Genomic DNA, 19,108 nt, shown 5'->3' with positions numbered 1-19,108 from the left:
CCACAAAGTGGATAACCCCGAAACTTTAGCTGGGCCAATGTTGGCCCAGCTTGTTTAACCCCCAACCTAAACGGAATTAAAGATCAACATTATGAAGACTTTTCCTCTCTCCAGCATCGCACTCGTCTGTCGGCAAGCCCTCGTTAACCCGAAGCTATTGCTGTGCTCAGCCATGTTAGCCACGGTTCCCCATGCCACAGCTGACACTGTCGATGCGGATAGTAAGACTAAAAAGCACCAGAAAGAAATTGAAGTCATCAATGTCATTGGCGCTAAGGACTTACACGACAACCGTTATAAAACCCAAGCGATGAACACGGCAACTGGGCTCGATTTATCCTATCTAGAAACACCGCAGTCGGTCACGTCTATCACCCGCCAAATGATGAATGATCAACAGCTTAATAGCGTGATTGATGCCATGACCAGCGTCGCGGGGATCAATGCCCGCCCAATGGATAACGACAGATACAGTATTAGTGCCCGCGGCATTGCCGTGAGCAGCATTTTGTACGATGGCGTGCCAACCACCAACGATACTCGCTTCAACTATGGGGATAATCTGATCGACACCGCCATCTACGAGCGAGTAGAAGTGGTACGCGGCGCGACTGGCCTCATGACGGGAGCCGGTAATCCCTCGGCGGCCATTAACCTTATCCGTAAACGCCCGACTCAAGAGTTTATGGGCAACACCTCGTTAAGTGTGGGCTCATGGAATAATGTGCGCGGTATGGTCGATGTTTCCAGCGGCTTAAATGACTCGGGTTCTGTGCGCGGTCGCGTGGTGGCCGCCTATCAGGATAAAGATTCATTCCAAGACAGGTACGAGCAGCAGCGCACTACGCTATACGGCATAGTCGAAACCGATATTGGCGATAGCACCTTATTCATCCTTGGTGTCGATTACCAAAATGCTACGCCGAGCGGCACTATGTCGGGCGGTTTACCGCTATTTTACAGCGATGGCAGTCGCACTAATTATGATCGTGCCACTTCAACGGCGCCCGATTGGGGCTCGGCGCATACCCAAGGCCTCAACACTTTTGCGAGTCTCGAACACAGATTAGACAACGGTTGGAACCTAAAAGGGACTTACACCTACGGCGATAACTCATTGGAGTTCGATGTACTATGGGCCACGGGATATCCTGATCCTGTAACCAATATCGGCGCCACTGCAGGCTCTATCGCCTATGTCGACGGCAGCCGCACCCAACACAATGTGGATTTGCGCGCCGAAGGACAATACCAACTCTTTGGATTAGAACATCAATTGATGTTTGGCTGGAATGGCCAACGCCAAGAGTTCGCCAATCCCTACTATTATCCCACTGCGGCAGTACCGCCTTTGGGGGATTTTCGCGATCCGAACTTCCAATATCCAAAACCTCAATGGAAGGAAACCTATACCACGGGTTCATTTGGCGAAACCAAACAGAGTGCAGCCTATGTAGCGACTCAGCTTAATCTCAGCGACGCTTTAGCTGTCATCGTCGGATTACGCCTCAATGAGTGGGAAACCGACCAAGATAACTTTAAAAGCCTATACAATTTCAACATCAGCAACGAACTCACTACTTACTTCGGCCTCACCTACGCCCTGACCGAGCAATATTCGCTCTACGCCAGTTATACGGACATTTTTGCACCGCAAACTAAGCAAAGAATCGATAAAAGCTACCTAGATCCAGTTAAAGGGAAAAACTACGAAGGCGGGATTAAGGCGAGCCTGTTCGATGAGGCTTTAGATATGTCGCTGTCGGTGTTTGAGATCAGACAAGACAATGTCGGAGTCAGCACTGGCGATGTGATCCCAGGAACAACAACGCAAGTGTATGAAGGCGTAAACGGTACAAAAACACAGGGATTCGAATTTGAATCGACGGGTAAAATCACTGATGACTGGAATCTTTACTTAGGTTACACCCAGTTCACTAGCGAAGATCCTGAAGGCAAACGTATCAGTACCACTTCACCACGCCAGCAATTAAAACTCTTCACCACTTATACCTTTGGCGGTGATTGGCATAAATTGCAAATAGGTGCGGGGGTTAACTGGCAGAGCCGCGTCTACCAAACAGTTAATTCGCCACTTGGCAAAGTCGAAGTAGAGCAAGGCTCTTACGCACTAGCGAGTCTAATGGCGAGTTACGCCTTCACAGAGCAGCTTAAGCTCAGCGCAAACCTGCACAACGCCTTAGATAAAAGCTACTACAGCCAAGTCGGTCAATATAGTCAATTCCAATACGGTACGCCGCGAAGTGCCAGCTTAACCTTGGACTATCGCTTCTAAGTCAAATTTATATTGAGATCGTTCGAAAAACCTTGTGAGCCCAAATCTTGGGCTCACAAGGTAATCATTTACATGGACTTATCGATAACCGCGGGAATCAATCACAACCCTATAAGGAGTCACTATGGCAAGCCAACGGAGAGACACCAGACTGCAAACATTGTGCGATACAGCGCCAAGCCACAACGCGTTGAATCAAACTATTTTGACACTCAATCAGCTGTTACATGAGCGGGCGCCATTCTATAGAGAGCACCTTCGCGCAACGCAGTCCCCTACTGGGCTCAGTTTTAATGAATGGAGCTGCGCCGATACTTATCAAAAACTCATTGCACGTTTTGCCATCGCACATCCTAGCGTAGAAACTCAGAGTGAAACTGAAGCTGTAACTGAAGATGAAACCGAGGCTACTAAAACAGCTGCAACCAGCCGAGCGCACGCTTTGCTCAGTAAAAGCGCTACGGCCAGTAGAAAAGACACTCACAAAGCGCTGCATTCACTTTGGGGTCAATGGTATTTTGGCCTTTTAGTTCCGCCGGTGATGGAGTGGATTTTCAACGCCCCAAAAGCCACATTCGAGCCTATTCACTGGCAGCCACAGTCCGTTTTTATGCAGATACACGCCAGTGGCCGAGTGGCAAAATTTGAATTTAAAATAACAAAGCAACAGCCAAATACCGCTTTGACCTTTAAAAAATACCACGGCATCGAGCCACTTGCCCAAACAAACACTAAGCCAAGTTTCAAGACAGACACTAAGGTACACTCGCCATTAACTTCATATAAGCCGCCAGTTAATAAAGAACTCGCCCTACAAGGCCTTGTCTTAAACTTACTGCAACCGAGTGTTGAGCGCCTACTCACTTTGAGCCCCGTGCCCGCTAAACTATATTGGAGTCACTTAGGCTATCTGATCCACTGGTATCTAGGAGAGTTGGGATTATCTCAGCAACAAAGTCAGCAACTTAAGCAAGCTCTGTTTCGCAGAACGACCTTTTTTGATGGCACCCAAAATCCACTGTATAACAGCATCAATTTGATTGTTGAACCCAAAGAAGGCAGCACAAACATCCAATGCATTCGCCGTACTTGCTGCCTAAGGTATCAACTCGCCAACACTGGCCAATGCCACGATTGCCCACTACTAAGTCGCCCTAACGCTAAGACAAACGCAACCAAACAGGCACAAGTCTAACTTGCCCATTAAACCCATTTAATGGGCAAGATCGCAATCCTAGGCCCATGGTGCTTTTGCCCTTATGTTGCACATGCTACACTCAAGCCCATGTCTCTTTAACATGATTATTTATGAAACAACTGCTTGATTTCCTGCCCCTCGTCATCTTTTTTGCCGTTTATAAATTTTTCGATATTTATATCGCCAGCGGTGCATTGATCGCAGCCACCGCGCTTCAATTGATCGTGACCTATGCGCTATATAAGAAACTTGAAAAGATGCACTTAATCACCTTTGCTATGGTGACAGTGTTTGGCACACTCACTTTAGTGTTTCACGATGATTCTTTTATCAAGTGGAAAGTGACCATTATCTATAGTTTGTTTGCCATCGCCTTAGGTGTCAGTCAATTGCTCAATAAATCGATATTAAAGTCGATGTTAGGCAAAGAAATGCAAGTAGACGACAAAATTTGGGCTCGCGTAACTTGGTATTGGGTGATCTTTTTCGCCGCTTGTGGCCTAGTCAATATTTATGTCGCCTTTAGTTTGCCATTAGAAACTTGGGTCAATTTTAAAGTGTTTGGTTTAACCGCTTTAACTTTAATTAATACTGTCCTGACCGTATTTTATCTTTATAAACACCTTCCCGAAGATCAACGCAAGGAACTCAAATAATGTGGTATATGATTTCAGCTCAAGATTTTGAGAATAGTTTAGAAAAACGTTTAGCCGCACGCCCAGCTCATTTAGCTCGCCTGCAAGCCCTCGCCGATGAAGGTCGTTTACTGATCGCTGGCCCACACCCAGCCATCGACAGCGAAAACCCAGGTGATGCTGGCTTTAGTGGTTCACTGGTTGTCGCAGATTTTGAATCCTTAGTCGCAGCAAAACACTGGGCCGATGCCGATCCCTATATCGAAGCGGGCGTTTACCAAAGTGTTGTGGTTAAACCCTTTAAACGAGTCCTGCCTTAATGAAAATAGTGTCCTTTAACATCAATGGTCTGCGGGCACGCTTGCATCAATTGCAAGCCTTAATCGATAGCCACCAGCCCGACATCATCGGCCTGCAAGAAACCAAAGTGCACGATGAGGCGTTTCCATTAGCCGAAGTCGAAGCCATGGGATATCAAGTGCATTACCACGGCGGTAAAGCTCACTATGGTGTTGCCATGCTGTCTAAAATCGCACCAGAAAAACTGCAAAAGGGTTTTCCTAGCGATGACGAAGATGCCCAGCGCCGCATGATTATCGGCACATTTACCCAAGCGAATGGTCGTCCATTGACTGTGTTCAACGGCTATTTCCCCCAGGGCGAAAGCATAGACCACCCAACAAAATACCCTGCTAAACGTAAGTTTTATCAGGACTTAATGCACTACTTGCAGACAAACCACAGCAACGATGAAGATATCGCCATCATAGGTGACATCAATATTTCGCCGACCGATTTAGACATAGGCATAGGTGAAGTCAATCGTAAGCGTTGGCTAAAAACCGGCAAATGTAGCTTCCAACCGGAAGAGCGTGAGTGGTTAAAAACCTTACAAGACTGGGGCTTAATCGACACTTTCCGTCAATTACATCCAGAGCGCATCGAACGTTATTCTTGGTTCGATTACCGCAGCAAAGGGTTTGATGACAACCGCGGCCTGCGAATTGATGTGATTTTAGCAACGCCTTCACTGGCAGCACGTTTAGTCGAATCCGATGTCGATTACAATCTGCGCGGCATAGATAAACCTTCAGACCACGCGCCCATTTGGAGCACGTTCAAAGAGGCTTAATTAGCTAACGTTCGATCATCTTAGTAGATATAAAACATCGGCTTAGGCCGATGTTTTTTTATGGGCGAAACATATTTTATCTTTGTCGTTCGATGAATGGTCAATGAGTCAGGTTTGATACTGAACGTAATTCACTTTTGGACAGATATGTCTTGAAGACGAGTGTTTTGGGACCAATAATTTTAGTTGTGAGGAGTTTAGCGTTTGCTGATATCCACTCACACATGCTTACCATGGTATTTGCTCGTCGACTCGCAGCCAGTCCATCCGTGGATGCTCGACCGCCCCATCTGATGTGAAAGGATTCACAAATGCCGCGATGGCATGGACGCCAAAGAGCGGCCATGTGCCGGACGGTCGTCTAGCTAATCACCATCGCTCACCTGTTTAGCATCGGCAAAACCTGTTTGTTTTAAAGAAATACGTAGCATGCTTTGGGACAAAAGCGTGTTAGGTCATCAGCTATAACAGGTGAATTTCGCATAGAAATTTCTATGGTGTAACGCCTTGCTCAGCTGCATTTTTGGAGTAGAAGCTTTTGTGTTATCAAACAAAAAAGAAGGAACGGAAAAATGTCAGATGCAGCAATTTGTTATGTTCGAATTCTAATAATACTATCAACATATTGATGGACCATTATTCAACTTTCACATAGAAGCAATTACATTTACAACTGAAAAGACCAATTTGAGGATCTTTAGGTGTAACGCCCTTACGTTTAGCTTGTGAGTTAGCAACTTCTACAGCGTGCTTAATCTCATTAATTTCTTTGCTAGATAGCCTTCTCGTATGCCCATGTACAGGACATCGTTCTCGTTCTCCATCACCCGATATTCGCTCTCCTGACATATTGATGCCCTCTTTCTAATTTCTACCGCTTTAAACATAACGCCGCCAGCAACTGCCGGAGTGAGTTGGAAGCTTTTTTACGTCTTTTTGCAAAAAAGAAGACAGTTTACGGAGGTCAGATTGACTGGCCTTGTTAAACATTTTAGAACTTGAGCGAATAACCACTGGAAACCCACTCATTGAAATTTTCCGCCAACAATACCATAGACTCTTTCGTTAAATCGCCGAAAGGTACCCTATAAACTGGCCAGTCTTCTGAACTTATATTATGTGTGGTATCGAAGACAATTGACTCTCCCCCACCATCTGAACCAATAGCAACCAACCCAGGCAAGTATTGCTCGTAGCAATAGGCTTCTGTTAATTCGGATATCTCTTTAGCGCTCCAGAGCACAACTGAGTCATCTGGTTCTTGCACGCCAATCGGAGTTTCTGCCCCATTAGTTTCAAGCAAGAACTTCTTATACTCACTCGGAAGATCTGTTCCTAACCATTTCTCAAGAGCCTGAATTTCTTCAGCACTTGCTGGATTTTCCGGATATTCGAATTTATCTCGATATTTGCTCATAATGCTTAACGCCCATTTAAGGGGCTGATAATCGTTTGCTAAAATTGTGTAGCGAAGCGAAGTCGAGCAAACTGTTAGCAGTCCCGCTTTAAATGCTTGTATGGGTTAACGTTTGGCTAAGGGGCAGGCTTTAACCCATCACTGAGAGCGGAGCGAACGATTTGAACCACTATTTAGGCTATCACAGTTACTCAAGGTCTACACAAACCTGCTTGTGCCATGCAGAAAGATTCGGCCATTCTTCCTTAGTGCTGCCGTTGTGAGACCAATAAATTATCTCACCCGTCTTTGCTATGCAGAAATAGTCGCCATTATCCTCGATGAATGGCAAAAGGTCTCTTGGAAGACCCATGACATTCCAGGCTGTTTCAGCAATGTCAAAGATATCAAGATGGCCAGAGCCGGGTAAAATTACCGCAGGCTCAAAGGTAGCGTTTGCAACATCGCTGCCAGACTTCAAAAATGATCGGTAGTCGTCATGAAAACTGATGCCCAGTTTGCTTTCAGCGCTGGCTATTTCGGTATCTGTCGGGTTTCGAAATGGATCGTTATTCATAATTATTGTTGCCTAACGTTAAGCGGCGCCCCAAGCCAATTTTAATTGACCGAGGCGAACAAGTGATACTCTAGTGAACGTTTATCATCAACAAACAATTTAAAATTGCTTGATATTTTTCTTAAATATTTCCGATAAAGGTTAACACAATCAGCCATATAGAAACCATCAATTTCCCCAAATTCTATTTTTACAAAACACAGATTTCCACCGCCAACCACAGTGAAATACCCTCCGCAAAAAGGACATTTTCAGACATAACTTTCTCCCCTGAAATCTATGACCGTCAATTTAGATAATGTCACGCTGATAGAACGGAATAGGGCAATATAACTAAATAGTTCTTTGGGTACTTCCAAATTAAAATGGCGGAAATCTAAGATTTCCGCCATTGTCGGATGATACGTTACTACTTAACATGAGACTCAGTATCGGGCGTTATTGCTCAACACCCCATGCCGACGACTCACATTAAAGGTGACATATTAACTCGTGCGGTACTGCTTTAAAATGCCATCTAACTCGACCGAGGCATGGTGCAGATCATTGGCTAAGGTCACACTGCGCTGGGCTGTTTGTTTGATAGTTTCCGACTGATGGCGGATTTCATTCAATTGTCCGGCAATATCCCGCGCGGCGACACTCTGCTCTTCCGCCGAGGCGGCAATTTGGCTGCTCATATCAAATACCGCATTGACCGATTGCGCCATACCTTGAACATCATCACCGACGGCGATAATCGCACTGCGACCTTCATCGGCCTGATCGACTATCTCCATGGTAATGCTAGATAAACGAGTCGTGCCAGATTGTAAGCCTTCAATCATGGCCTGAATTTCTACCGTGGCCTGTTGAGTTCGACCCGCTAAGGTACGCACTTCATCGGCTACCACAGCAAAGCCACGACCTTGCTCACCGGCACGGGCCGCTTCAATGGCCGCATTTAAGGCTAACAAATTGGTTTGCTGGGAAATACTGTTAATGGTTGTGACTACAGCATCGATACTCGCCGCATCCTTAGACAATTGTTCCACCGATGAAAACGCCGCACCAATCTTAGTTGAGAGTAAACCAATGCTTTCCACTGTATGGCTAATACGCCCACGACTGGCCAACATTTGGCTTGAATTTTCCTTGGTTTGCAACGAAGTATTACTCGCATTAACAGAGACTTCTTCAATCGCTGAGGTCATTTGTGCCATCGCCACGGCAACGGAATCGAGGAATTGATGTTGGAACCCAATCAGTTTATCACTGGTGGCCGCCTGTTGATTAAATTCATCGGATGCCAATGATAAGGTCTGTGCATTTTTGCCAATGGCTGACACCATTTCACTCATATTGTCGGCGCAGCGATCGATTTCCCGGGCAATCAAACTGAAATCGTCAGTACCAAAGAAGTTTAATCTAAAGCTCAAATCACCATCGGCTAAGCGTTTGATGGCTAAGTACATGTCCCATAATCCACCACCGAGTGAAGTTGAAATCCAGTAACTCAGTTGGAATAAAGGCAACAAACCCACTAACGCTAACCAGAACATAAAGTTAGCATCGCTACGCGCATCGGCTTCCCACTCATGGACATTCTGCGTCAGTTGTAAGGCTTGGCCTGACACAACACTGGCGCTGGCCGTCACTTTATCCCCTTGACGCTGCGCATCACTTTGCCTTGAAGTTACAGTTAACCCGTATTGGCTGGCAAATTGAGATAAGGCGTCAGCTTCTAGCTTTTGCGCCGTTGCAACTTGCGCTAAGGTATCGACGCTAGCTTGAACCCGAGCGATAGAGGCCTGCTCAAGGTTACGATGCGCATGTTGATAGTTGACAAGCGCCACGGCGGCCGTGATCAGCGCCACCATAGAACACACTACCCAAAACTTTCCGTTGAGACTGAACTTGATCAATATGGCATCAATGGTACGAAACTGGATTTGTTTCATCTTGATAATTCCTAAGAACAAAATGCTATTTGGCACTAAATCAGCAGTATAGCTCAGATTGTCACGACAACTATGTCAGTCATAAGATCTGAGCAGGTATTATGCTAATCAGCGCTAGCAACTTGGTTACGTGTGGCGGCAGACCACTTTTGTGTCAGAGTAACCAACTGCCCCGTTAACAAGCTCATGCTAAAACCTAATAAGCCACCAATGATCAACGACGGCACGACATTGGCCACATCACCCGCCATAGCAAAGGTAGTGCAGCAGCCAATAAAGGCGCCAGGAATAAAGCTAAGCTTTTGATAACTTGCCTGTAAACACATGGCCGAAGTGGCTATGCCGGTAAAAATATACCCAAATACGGGCGAAATAAAAAAGCTGCTACCCGAGATAATGAGCCAAGCCCAAAATACACCGGACAGGTTTGTGCACCACGCCATCATCACGCCCTGAAAGCCAGCCTTAGGTTGAGCAAAAAAAGTGCTACAACCTAAAAAGCCGATCCAAGTGACCAGATGAAAGGCATCTGCGACGCCACACCAAATAGCCGCCAATAGGCCGGCAGAAATAGCGACTTGCCAACGATTTTCCATGGATGACCCCTTTAGTAATTCTATTCACGGAAGTTTAATACCCTTGGGCGCTCTAAAATGTGTATTTTGAGGTAGCTTGGGTAAACATATTGGTTAAATTACCTCTATTTTGGTAACAAAAACCTGATCTATTGCTAATTTTCGGCATTAATGCCCGTAAAATCGCTAACAAGCAAATTTTTTGTGGTAAAAAAACGAAAAAAGCGCTTATTAGGCGCTTTTTTGTTCAAACGGCTTTCAGTTAACCCTCTTGCCGACACTTACACTCGCAATAGTTTATTCACGGGAAGATCGCGGATCCTCTGCCCCGTCGCCGCAAAAATCGCATTGGTTAAACTCGGGGCAACGGGCGGCACACCCGGCTCACCCACGCCTGCGGGCGGCGCATCGGATGCAATAATGATGATCTCCATATCGGGGGTTTGGGGAAGTCGCAGCAAAGGATAATCGTGGAAATTCGATTGCTGCACTTTGCCCTCTTTGTAAGTGATTTCACCCATCAAGGCTAAACTCAGGCCAAATACAATCGCACCTTCTGTCTGTGCTTTTACCCTATCTGGGTTAACTATCGTGCCCGCATCGATAGCAGCGATGGCATTCAGCACTTTAAGCTGTTTATCCTCACTCACTTCCACCAGCATGGCCACGGCGACATAACTCACAAAACTGCGGTGTACGGCAAAACCCCAGCCCTGATTTTTACCCGCCTTGGGCGCCTTAGCTTGGGCTTTTTCGACCGCGTCGATTACCCCAAAATAGCGACTGACGTCCACAGGGTGACGATTGAGCTCTTCGCCATAGTTGCCGTAGGTGAACTGTTGGTCGGTAAAGGTCTCACGCCTTGCTTCACCTAAAAGGCTACGCCACATTGCAGGGCAAGAAACCTGAGAACGATGAGCCATTTCATCGACAAAACTGCCGACACTAAAACCGTGCTGAATATTACACACAGAGCGCATCCAACCAATACGGCTATGCGCCTGCGCTTTTACCGCTTCGTATCTTAAATTTGGCAAAGCAAAGGGCACATCCACAAAGCCTAAATCCAACTCACCGCCAGAGGGATATTCCACCCCTTCGGCAAAGGTCGAGCTAATGGATGGAAATCCGGTACGGGCTAAAAGCGCGGTCGGTTTGTTATTGGCATAAAACAGTGCCTGATAGGACTGGGCGCTGATAGCATGGTAATAACCGTTTTGAATTTCATCTTCGCGGCTCCAACTCACCTTAATTGGACGCTTGAATTGCTTCGATAATAGTGCGGCTTCAACGCTAAAATCAGGTTTAGATTTACGCCCAAAACCACCACCCAATAGGGTGACATTCACTTTAATCGCATCTTCTTCCATACCTAGCGCTGCGGCCACATTTTGCTGGGTACTTTGCGGCGTTTGGGTCGATGCCCAGATTTCACAGCCCTTTTCAGTCACATGGGCGGTGGCAACGGGCGGCTCAATAGAGGAATGAATTAAATAAGGCACGGTATAAACCGCTTTTAACGTATTCGCCTCGGGCCAGTTTTTGATTTCATCACCAGCTTGACGCACGACATTACCGCTTTGCTGTACCCGCTCGACCAGTGACTTCAAATAAAGACTTGAATCATGCTGACTGTTGTCGGCCTGAGTCCAAGTGACTTTTAAGGCTTTGCGCCCTTCGAGGGCACTCCACGTGTTTGTGGCGATAACAGCTACGCCGCCCAAAGCCTGAAACGCGGGAGCGCCCTTAGCGGCTGGCAAACGATACACATCCACTACCCCAGCCACTTGACGCGCTGCGGTATCGTCCAAGCTTGCCACATCGCTCCCGAGCACCGGCGGGCGTATTATGCTGGCGTAAAGCATGCCATCGAGTTTGATATCATAACCATAAATCGCGCTGCCACTTAACATGGCATCCATATCAACGATTTGACGTGATGCACCAATCTGCTTGAAATCTTTAACGTCTTTAAAGGTTAATGACTCAACTGCAGGTACTGGCTGCTCTGATGCGGCTAACGCTAACTCGCCAAACTTGGCCGAGCGGCCCGTTTTAGCATGCAGCACTTTATGGCTGGCGGTATGCACCTCGCTCACGGGAACTTTCCAACGTGCGGCGGCAGCCTGTTCTAGCATGGTTCTTGCCATCGCCCCCATCTGGCGCATGCGGTCGTAATTTTCGCGAATACTGCGGCTACCGTCGGTGTTTTGGCTGGCATAACGTTTATCAGCTAAACCTTGAATAGGGACAATTTTATCCCAATCCGCTTCTAACTCTTCGGCTAAGACTTGCAGAATGCCGGTTCTGATCCCCTGTCCCATCTCGGAGCGATGGCAAGTGAGGTACACTTTGTCGTCTTCACCAATGGCAATAAACAGATTCAACCGCGCTTCTTTATCCTGCGCCAGCGCCATGGGGCTCCATGTTAGTCCGCTCGCCCCTAATGCTAATCCGCCACCCACTGCGCCAAACAGTTTTAGCACGTCGCGGCGGCTGATATTTTCTACGGCAGTAAAAGTACTCATATTAGCCCTCCTGTTTGGCATAGTTTTGCAGTGCGGCTTTGATCCTAGGATAGGTTCCACAGCGGCAGAGATTACCCGACATGGCCGAGTTGATTTGTTCTGCAGAAGGTTTCGGATGCTGCGCCACTAACGCCGCAGCCGACATCAGTTGTCCCGCTTGGCAATAGCCGCACTGGGGCACGTTATGTTCGGCCCAAGCATTTTTAAGCTTTTGATTATCCAGCCCTTCAATTGTTGTCAGACGTTTTCCTTGTGCCTGCCCCAAACTGGTTAAACAGGCGCGCACAGGTTGGCCGTCTAAATGCACAGTGCAAGCACCGCATAACCCTGCACCACAACCATATTTAGTGCCCGTGAGCCCTAAAATATCCCGTAACGCCCACAGGATTGGCATCTTAGGATCGGCATCTAAGGTAAATGATTTACCGTTGATGAAAAGTGTTTGGATGGAAGCGGCGGTACTGGCTTCCTTGATAACTGCAGTGGTTGATAATACTTCTGCCATAACTCACTCCTTAAGTGCCAACCACGACGCAAGATCGGCTTGGGTATCAATATCAATTGCGGCGCGGGGTAGTGTTATAGCGACTAACGCTCCCCGCTGTGCTTGTTGTTTTAGAATCGATTTTGCCCCGCGATCACCACTCAAGTGAGTGAACTGCGGTAATGTAGAGGCATTAAAAATAGCAGGTACGCCTAAATCATCCAAATAATGGGCGGCAACGTCTTTACCGGTTTCATGCCATGTCAAAATCAGTTGTCGATAATCGTCTGCACTCAAGGCCACTTGGTCTGCCAATGTCAGCAGCATGGCATCAAAGCCCTGCTCCTTGGCATAGCTTGCCGCCAAACTCACTGAGGATGCCAAGCCTGTTTGCCACTGTGGATTAACTAAAATATCAAAGGGTTGGCGGGAATGAAGCTCGACTAATAATGGCTGCAATATGTGCTGATGAGCACCGAGTATGATTAACAAAGGCGTATGCTGGAGCGAATGAGTGTCTTGGCGATCCAAACCTAAATCTTGGTAACTAAGCTGCTGTAAACGCTCAACATGAGTGTTAATGATGGTTTGTTCGCGAATTTCCGTAGCGCTATGTGATGGTAGAAGTTGCGCTAACTTTACCCCGTCAAAGCGCTTACTCTCGCCGGCCGCAAGTACCACAATCAGCAGCCGCTTGGATGAAAGTGGCGTTTGCTCTGTCAACGTTTGCTCTGCCGACTTTGGTGCTGAAGACATTAGTACAGAAGGCTTTTGCACTGGCGGCAACATCATCAACGCATTATCTCATCGAGATGTTTTAAGGTTGCGCCATGGAGCACCCCGTGGCACTGGGCCAAAATACTTAACGCAACGGCACTCGGTAACTCGCCGCCAAGGGCAAGCCCCGCGGGAGCAGAAAATACCCCAGTAAAAGATTCAGCACTGAGCCCTGCCATTCCAAGCACTTTATCCCGTCGATGGGCAGGACCAAGCAAGGCGATATAGGCTAGCGGATGCGCTTGAATGACCTTTAATGCCGCAGCATCTAAGCCCAAGTTATGGTTCATCACCACGGCACAATCCAATTGAGCGATATGATTCGCGGTTAATTCCCCCGCGGTCAGTTTCACTATATGGGCATGGGGGAAATCCGCCGCTCTGGCATAGGCGGTACGACCATCAAAAACAGTCACTAGCCAACCTAAAGTGTGGGCCATGGCGGCAACGGGCTTAGCATCGATACCACCGCCAAAGATCCCAAGATGGAATCTTGGTCTCAAGGGAATAATCAGTGATTCTCCCGCGTCTTGGGTGAAGACGCCCGTGCGAACAAAATCGCTGGCGGGGAACGGCGTCAACTCCTCAGAATAAAACGCAGCGTGATACTGGCGCGCATCCGTCCCCGCTTTGACTAAAGGCAATTGGTAAAAACCCGACCGACCGTGGCGAAATGCCTGCACTAGCTCAACTAAGCCAAGATCATGATTCTCTTTTAGCAGAGGGATCAACATGATATCTACTATGCCACCACAACCGAGTCGATAGCTGGCATCGGACTCATCGCTTGCATCATAGGTGACACACATGACTTGCTTAGTCTGCATGGCATTTTGAGCATGGCGGCGTAAATCGGCTTCTAAACAGCCGCCACTTAACATACCCACGCCTTGACCAAACTCATGGAACAACATCATGGCGCCAGGTTTGCGATAGGCCGAACCTTGAATTTTGGTGATCACCGCAAGCACCCAAGCGTCATCCGCCAGTGGTAGCCAATGCTCTAGTAAATCTTCGATTTGGTGATCCATCCGCAAGGACTCCATTGGGTTAGAGAGATTTAAAAAAATTTAATGCGCTTATCGCTATTGAAACTATCAACCGTTAATAACGCAGCTATCGACGACTATTTGTCATCAAAGCTTGACGCAAGTTTTATCAGCAAATAAAACCGCTTCGTCAAACGCTCGCATTAAACATATGGACAACCAAGTTAGCAAAGGCGTGTGCGTATTGAAAGGAGTAATAGATTTCAGAAAGTGTTGAAGCATAAAATATGTTCAGGGGAAGTTAAAGAGGAAGAATTGACGTCCATGTCTGAGTGGCGTTTGTTCGCAAATCAACCACATTTCATCTAAAACTGGTATTCGCCCGCCTTAGTGCGCAGTATCTGGGATTGGTTGTCTAGACTAATGGATGTCGATTCAATCTGTTCGATAATCTGTGATACTTCACGGGAATTATCGCGGATCACCATCATGCTCGAAGCTATTTCTTTAGAAACTAAGGATTGTTCTTCGGTTGAAGCGGCAACCTGAGTATTGATCCCATGAATCGCTTCCGTACTATGGCGGATATCCTCAAATACTGCCACGATACGTTGCAGTTCTACCCCCGCCTTTTGCATTAGCGTCGCCGCTTGAGTCACAGATGTACCCACTTGATTAGTACGGCTTTGAAGGCTTGCGACAATATCATCGATTTCCTTGGTGGAATCTTGAGTGCGCTGGGCTAATGATCGAACCTCATCAGCTACCACAGCGAAGCCTCGTCCTTGCTCACCGGCCCGTGCGGCTTCAATCGCGGCATTCAGTGCCAGCAAATTCGTTTGCTCTGCAATCGCCTTAATCACACTCAACACATTGCTGACTTGGGTACTTTCGTTCACTAGATGCGACATAGAGTCTTGAGTATTCCTAAACTCAGTTTCTAATACCGACATGGCTTTCAACGCTTCCGATACTGTCTGTTTACCTACAGTGACATGCGTTTCATTTTCGGCGGCGCGGCTTTCAGCGTTCGAGGTGCTCTCACTTACATGCACTAAGGTCGTGGTCATTTCTTCCATCGCACTGGCGCTGGCGTCCAGTTCTCTCGCCACTCGATTTGAGCTTTCACGCGAAATTTGAATTGATGCTTTAGTTTGCTTCGCTAAATCAGCCACCTCTTTTGCAATACCATCTGTTGTCGATAATGAACTGGCAAGGGAAGAGATAAACAAGTAGATTTGATTAACGATTTCACCAATTTCCCCCTGAGTCGTAACAGAGATCCGCCGCGCAAGATTTTTAGAGCGCTGAATATCGAGCAATTCAATACAGGTCTGCACTAAGGGAGTCACAATCCTGCTCTTAACGATAATAAATCCGCCAACGGCGGCTAAAATCACGATAAATAACACCAGTTGGGACCAGTTTAATGCTGCATGCAGGGAATCGAGTCGGTTATTCACATCACCATCGGTACGTTTATCCAATGCTGTAAAAAACTCATCAATCGGCTGCATGATCTTAGCTTTTTCTCTGTGGTATTGGTCGCTATGTAATAACTCCCTCGCCATAGTTAAGTTAGGCTCACCTTTGATCGTGTAAGTTTGGGTGTTGGGGTCCATAAAAATACCTTTGACGGCATTCATGGCTTTCACTTCGAGGGCGACTAACGCATCTGAGTTTTGCTGAGCTTGTTCAAGGTAACGGAATTCTTCATCAGAAAAACCGAGGGACTTCATTTGTGTGTTTATCGCAATGCTAGCACCGTCGGGTTTTGGCTTATCGCCATAGCTCAGCACCAAATCCCAGTAAATCTGATGATATTTTTCAGGTCTAGACTTCTCACCATTACGGATAGCCAAAATATCCATATACATTTTTTCGTATTTTTCATCACCCGTAACAGCGTAAGTTCGAGCGAGACGCGTTAGGTCATCGGAACTTTGTCTTAACTCATCGGCAACTTGATAGGACTGATATCGGACGCTAGCCGCATCATTAAAGAGATCGATTTTAGACTTAACATTGAAGCTCAATACCGCAGAAATCACGGCACTCGCGACTATGGTCGAAAAGACCACGCTCATCATTGTTTTTGTTTTCATACTTACCCCAGTAGACGGAAGAACTGCTTTAAGTCTAGAAGGAAAAACAGAAAACATAAAAAAGGTTGGTTTATTAGCTGAAATAATCATTTGATTTGCGAGTGATTATCGCTCACAAATCAAGCAATGCTGAATGGCGTCTCAATTACAGTAAAAGTTGGTCCGCGACAAAGGGGTTATGCTCGCGCTCTTCGCCAAAGGTCGACATAGGACCATGCCCAGGAATGAATTCAACCTCGGCACCTAAGGGCCACAGTTTTTCGGTGATCGAGTGAATTAAATCCTGATGATTTGATTGGGGGAAATCGGTGCGACCGATAGAACTTCGAAACAAAATATCCCCCACCCACGCCAACTTAGATTGGGCAGAGAAAAGGGCAATGTGTCCCGGCGTATGCCCAGGGCAATGCAGCACAGATAAACTTTGCTCGCCCACTTTAACAATATCACCATCCTGCAGATATTGATCCGGTTCAAAGGCATCACAATGGGGAAAACCAAAATTTTGGCTTTGCTTAGGTAAGTTATCAATCCAGAATTTATCGGCAATATGCGGGCCAATAATCGGCACATTGGCGGCTTTCGCTAAGGCTTTTGCACCACCGACATGATCGATATGCCCATGGGTAAGGAGGATTTTTTCGAGGACGAGTCCAAGTTTCGCCACTTCGTTTTGGATCCTGTCAATATTCCCGCCGGGATCCACGACCGCAGCACACTTGGTTTTTTCACACCAGATCAAGCTGCAATTTTGCTGAAAAGGTGTCACTGGAATAATCTGATACTTCATAGCTTCAATCTCGTGTTATCCATAAGCGATAGATTACGCTAAGAAACTCATCATGGCTCAAATTTATATCCAAAAAATTGATCTTCACCAAAAGCTAATCAAATAATCCTAGCTTACGACATAAACTATTTTGTCTATACCCAAGTTAGCTGAAGATACGCGTTTCAGGTAGCCTAGGTTACTGCATCTTCAGCTTATTTGGGTATACAATCTGCCAATCACAATAACATGATCCTCTGCCATTAAGGTTGTTTGATGAAACCCGATATTATTCTCGCCGGAGTGCTGGCGAAGAAACACACTTTTACCTTGCCCCTCAACTATCAAAATCCAATTGCAGAGCAAATCCAAGTGTTTGCCAGAGAACTCTGTAGCCCAGAAAACAAAGATAAAAAACTACCTTATATCGTATTTTTTCAAGGCGGCCCTGGATTTGCGGCCATGCGTCCCGCCAGCAACAGCGGCTGGATCCGCCGCGCATTAAAAGAATATCGGGTGTTATTACTCGATCAACGTGGCACAGGCTTATCAACACCGATTAATTACCAAAGCCTGCAACACTTAGATCCCGCAGCTCAAGCGGATTACCTAAGCCATTTCAGGGCTGACAATATCATTCGTGATGCCGAAACGATTCGTGCCCAGCTTTGTCCCGCCGATAAGTGGGCGATTCTCGGCCAAAGTTTCGGGGGATTTTGCGTGTTACATTATTTAAGCGCCGCCCCTCAAGGCGTCAGTGAAGCCTATATCACGGGTGGCATACCATCATTAACCCGTAGCAGCGACGACGTCTATCTTGCGACTTATCAACGCGTACTGGCGAAGAATAAACAATTTTTCCAACGCTTCCACGATGCTCAACATCTCGTCACTCGCTTAGCAAAACATTTGCTTGAAAATGAAGTGTATTTGGCAACGGGTGAACGCCTCACGGTTGAAATGTTGCAACTGCTAGGTATTAATATTGGAATGGAGCAAGGGCCTGAATCGGTTTATTATTTGCTTGAACAAGCCTTGATCAACACGGCTTCAGGGGCAGTAGTCAATCCGTTATTTTTAAATCATTTCGGTCAAATGCTCGATTACAACACTAACCCAATTTTTGCCCTGTTGCATGAGGCCATTTACTGCCAACACTCAGCTTCACAATGGTCTGCACACAGGGTTAGACAGCAATTCCCCGCCTTTAACTATCAACAAGGTAAACCGTTTTTATTCACAGGTGAGATGATATACCCATGGATGTTTGACCAATTTAGTCACTTAGTGCCGCTTAAAGCTGCGGCAGAAATCCTCGCCCATAAATCAGATTGGCCAGCACTTTACAATCTAGAGCAACTGGCACAAAACCGAATCCCTGTTGCAGCGGCCATTTACAGTGAAGATATGTTTGTAGAGATGCAATACAGTTTAGAAACTACAAAACAAGTTGGCAGGCTAAAGTATTGGTTAACATCAGAATATGAACATAACGGCATCCGCATGGATGGAGAACGCATACTGGATAAGCTCATCAGCTTAAACCGAGGCGACACCCTAAGATAAATATGAGCTTTAAGGGCTAATTAAGTTAATGCTGGGATTATATGCCTGCTCCTCATCAGTTGAGTGATTTTGGCAAGCTTTAACGACCTATTTCCGTATGAGTAAACCGTTTTGGTTTACTCTTTTTTTTGCAAAAAATGC

At 46.5% G+C, this 19,108-nt stretch carries 16 protein-coding genes; 6 read left to right on the top strand and 10 right to left on the bottom strand.

Annotation, left to right across the window (positions count from 1 at the left end):
* Positions 1–91: 91 nt before the first annotated feature.
* The 5 genes from L5M28_RS11345 (at position 92) to xthA (ending at position 5,261) form a co-directional block, all read left to right on the top strand.
* Complete coding sequence (locus L5M28_RS11345) at positions 92–2,296, top strand: TonB-dependent siderophore receptor (RefSeq protein ID WP_263203368.1); 2,205 nt, start codon at positions 92–94, stop codon at positions 2,294–2,296.
* Positions 2,297–2,420: 124 nt separating this feature from the next.
* Positions 2,421–3,491, top strand: a complete 1,071-nt coding sequence (fhuF, locus tag L5M28_RS11340) for a siderophore-iron reductase FhuF (RefSeq protein ID WP_263203367.1) — start codon at positions 2,421–2,423, stop codon at positions 3,489–3,491.
* Positions 3,492–3,604: 113 nt separating this feature from the next.
* Positions 3,605–4,150, top strand: a complete 546-nt coding sequence (locus L5M28_RS11335; RefSeq protein ID WP_028761007.1) for a septation protein A — start codon at positions 3,605–3,607, stop codon at positions 4,148–4,150.
* Positions 4,150–4,449 (top strand): YciI family protein, encoded by a 300-nt coding sequence (locus L5M28_RS11330; protein WP_028761008.1) that lies wholly within the window; start codon positions 4,150–4,152, stop codon positions 4,447–4,449. Before L5M28_RS11335 ends, L5M28_RS11330 begins: the two co-directional genes overlap by 1 nt.
* Positions 4,449–5,261 (top strand): exodeoxyribonuclease III, encoded by an 813-nt coding sequence (gene xthA, locus L5M28_RS11325; RefSeq protein WP_263203366.1) that lies wholly within the window; start codon positions 4,449–4,451, stop codon positions 5,259–5,261. Before L5M28_RS11330 ends, xthA begins: the two co-directional genes overlap by 1 nt.
* Positions 5,262–6,252: 991 nt before the next feature.
* On the opposite strand, the gene L5M28_RS11320 is transcribed toward xthA, so the two are convergent.
* The 10 genes from L5M28_RS11320 to L5M28_RS11275 all read right to left on the bottom strand — a co-directional run bounded on the left by L5M28_RS11320 (position 6,253) and on the right by L5M28_RS11275 (position 17,422).
* Positions 6,253–6,678: an SMI1/KNR4 family protein gene (locus L5M28_RS11320; protein WP_131523523.1), complete on the bottom strand. Its 426-nt coding sequence runs from the start codon at positions 6,676–6,678 to the stop codon at positions 6,253–6,255.
* A 187-nt stretch (positions 6,679–6,865) separates the two neighbouring features.
* Positions 6,866–7,234 carry an SMI1/KNR4 family protein gene (locus L5M28_RS11315; protein WP_028761011.1) on the bottom strand — a complete coding sequence of 123 codons (369 nt, stop codon included), beginning with the start codon at positions 7,232–7,234 and terminating at the stop codon, positions 6,866–6,868.
* A gap of 485 nt (positions 7,235–7,719) precedes the next feature.
* Positions 7,720–9,174, bottom strand: a complete 1,455-nt coding sequence (locus L5M28_RS11310) for a methyl-accepting chemotaxis protein (protein WP_263203364.1) — start codon at positions 9,172–9,174, stop codon at positions 7,720–7,722.
* A 104-nt stretch (positions 9,175–9,278) separates the two neighbouring features.
* Complete coding sequence (locus L5M28_RS11305) at positions 9,279–9,770, bottom strand: DUF1097 domain-containing protein (RefSeq protein ID WP_028761013.1); 492 nt, start codon at positions 9,768–9,770, stop codon at positions 9,279–9,281.
* A 260-nt stretch (positions 9,771–10,030) separates the two neighbouring features.
* Entirely contained in the window at positions 10,031–12,277 is a 2,247-nt protein-coding gene (locus tag L5M28_RS11300; protein WP_263203362.1) for a xanthine dehydrogenase family protein molybdopterin-binding subunit, read from the bottom strand.
* A gap of 1 nt (position 12,278) precedes the next feature.
* Positions 12,279–12,782, bottom strand: a complete 504-nt coding sequence (locus tag L5M28_RS11295; RefSeq protein WP_263139066.1) for a (2Fe-2S)-binding protein — start codon at positions 12,780–12,782, stop codon at positions 12,279–12,281.
* A gap of 3 nt (positions 12,783–12,785) precedes the next feature.
* Positions 12,786–13,553 carry a nucleotidyltransferase family protein gene (locus tag L5M28_RS11290; protein ID WP_263220910.1) on the bottom strand — a complete coding sequence of 256 codons (768 nt, stop codon included), beginning with the start codon at positions 13,551–13,553 and terminating at the stop codon, positions 12,786–12,788.
* On the bottom strand, positions 13,553–14,569 hold the full coding sequence (locus L5M28_RS11285) for an XdhC family protein (protein ID WP_263139069.1): 1,017 nt from the start codon (positions 14,567–14,569) through the stop codon (positions 13,553–13,555). Before L5M28_RS11285 ends, L5M28_RS11290 begins: the two co-directional genes overlap by 1 nt.
* Positions 14,570–14,892: 323 nt before the next feature.
* The gene (locus tag L5M28_RS11280) at positions 14,893–16,632 is read right to left on the bottom strand and encodes a methyl-accepting chemotaxis protein (protein ID WP_263203360.1); all 1,740 of its coding nucleotides are present in this window, start codon (positions 16,630–16,632) and stop codon (positions 14,893–14,895) included.
* 145 nt (positions 16,633–16,777) lie between these two features.
* Positions 16,778–17,422 (bottom strand): MBL fold metallo-hydrolase, encoded by a 645-nt coding sequence (locus L5M28_RS11275; protein ID WP_113940724.1) that lies wholly within the window; start codon positions 17,420–17,422, stop codon positions 16,778–16,780.
* Positions 17,423–17,677: 255 nt separating this feature from the next.
* Between L5M28_RS11275 and L5M28_RS11270 the strand changes: the two genes are divergently transcribed.
* Positions 17,678–18,967 carry an alpha/beta hydrolase gene (locus tag L5M28_RS11270; RefSeq protein ID WP_263139072.1) on the top strand — a complete coding sequence of 430 codons (1,290 nt, stop codon included), beginning with the start codon at positions 17,678–17,680 and terminating at the stop codon, positions 18,965–18,967.
* Positions 18,968–19,108: the final 141 nt, after the last annotated feature.

The sequence above is a fragment of the Shewanella sp. SW32 genome, from assembly GCF_025653365.1.
Lineage (GTDB): Bacteria > Pseudomonadota > Gammaproteobacteria > Enterobacterales > Shewanellaceae > Shewanella > Shewanella oncorhynchi.
Note: the sequence above shows the minus strand (reverse complement) of the source record. Positions and strands in the feature narration are given on the sequence as shown.

Bases quoted from the DNA above. Each gene is read 5' to 3' on its own strand.
- L5M28_RS11335 (WP_028761007.1), top strand. From the start codon at position 3,605: ATGAAACAACTGCTTGATTTCCTGCCCCTCGTCATCTTTTTTGCCGTT.
- xthA (WP_263203366.1), top strand. From the start codon at position 4,449: ATGAAAATAGTGTCCTTTAACATCAATGGTCTGCGGGCACGCTTGCAT.
- L5M28_RS11280 (WP_263203360.1), bottom strand. From the start codon at position 16,632: ATGAAAACAAAAACAATGATGAGCGTGGTCTTTTCGACCATAGTCGCG.
- L5M28_RS11330 (WP_028761008.1), top strand. From the start codon at position 4,150: ATGTGGTATATGATTTCAGCTCAAGATTTTGAGAATAGTTTAGAAAAA.
- L5M28_RS11315 (WP_028761011.1), bottom strand. From the start codon at position 7,234: ATGAATAACGATCCATTTCGAAACCCGACAGATACCGAAATAGCCAGC.
- L5M28_RS11275 (WP_113940724.1), bottom strand. From the start codon at position 17,422: ATGAAGTATCAGATTATTCCAGTGACACCTTTTCAGCAAAATTGCAGC.
- L5M28_RS11345 (WP_263203368.1), top strand. From the start codon at position 92: ATGAAGACTTTTCCTCTCTCCAGCATCGCACTCGTCTGTCGGCAAGCC.
- L5M28_RS11285 (WP_263139069.1), bottom strand. From the start codon at position 14,569: ATGGATCACCAAATCGAAGATTTACTAGAGCATTGGCTACCACTGGCG.
- L5M28_RS11305 (WP_028761013.1), bottom strand. From the start codon at position 9,770: ATGGAAAATCGTTGGCAAGTCGCTATTTCTGCCGGCCTATTGGCGGCT.
- L5M28_RS11300 (WP_263203362.1), bottom strand. From the start codon at position 12,277: ATGAGTACTTTTACTGCCGTAGAAAATATCAGCCGCCGCGACGTGCTA.
- L5M28_RS11320 (WP_131523523.1), bottom strand. From the start codon at position 6,678: ATGAGCAAATATCGAGATAAATTCGAATATCCGGAAAATCCAGCAAGT.
- L5M28_RS11295 (WP_263139066.1), bottom strand. From the start codon at position 12,782: ATGGCAGAAGTATTATCAACCACTGCAGTTATCAAGGAAGCCAGTACC.
- fhuF (WP_263203367.1), top strand. From the start codon at position 2,421: ATGGCAAGCCAACGGAGAGACACCAGACTGCAAACATTGTGCGATACA.
- L5M28_RS11270 (WP_263139072.1), top strand. From the start codon at position 17,678: ATGAAACCCGATATTATTCTCGCCGGAGTGCTGGCGAAGAAACACACT.
- L5M28_RS11310 (WP_263203364.1), bottom strand. From the start codon at position 9,174: ATGAAACAAATCCAGTTTCGTACCATTGATGCCATATTGATCAAGTTC.
- L5M28_RS11290 (WP_263220910.1), bottom strand. From the start codon at position 13,553: ATGATGTTGCCGCCAGTGCAAAAGCCTTCTGTACTAATGTCTTCAGCA.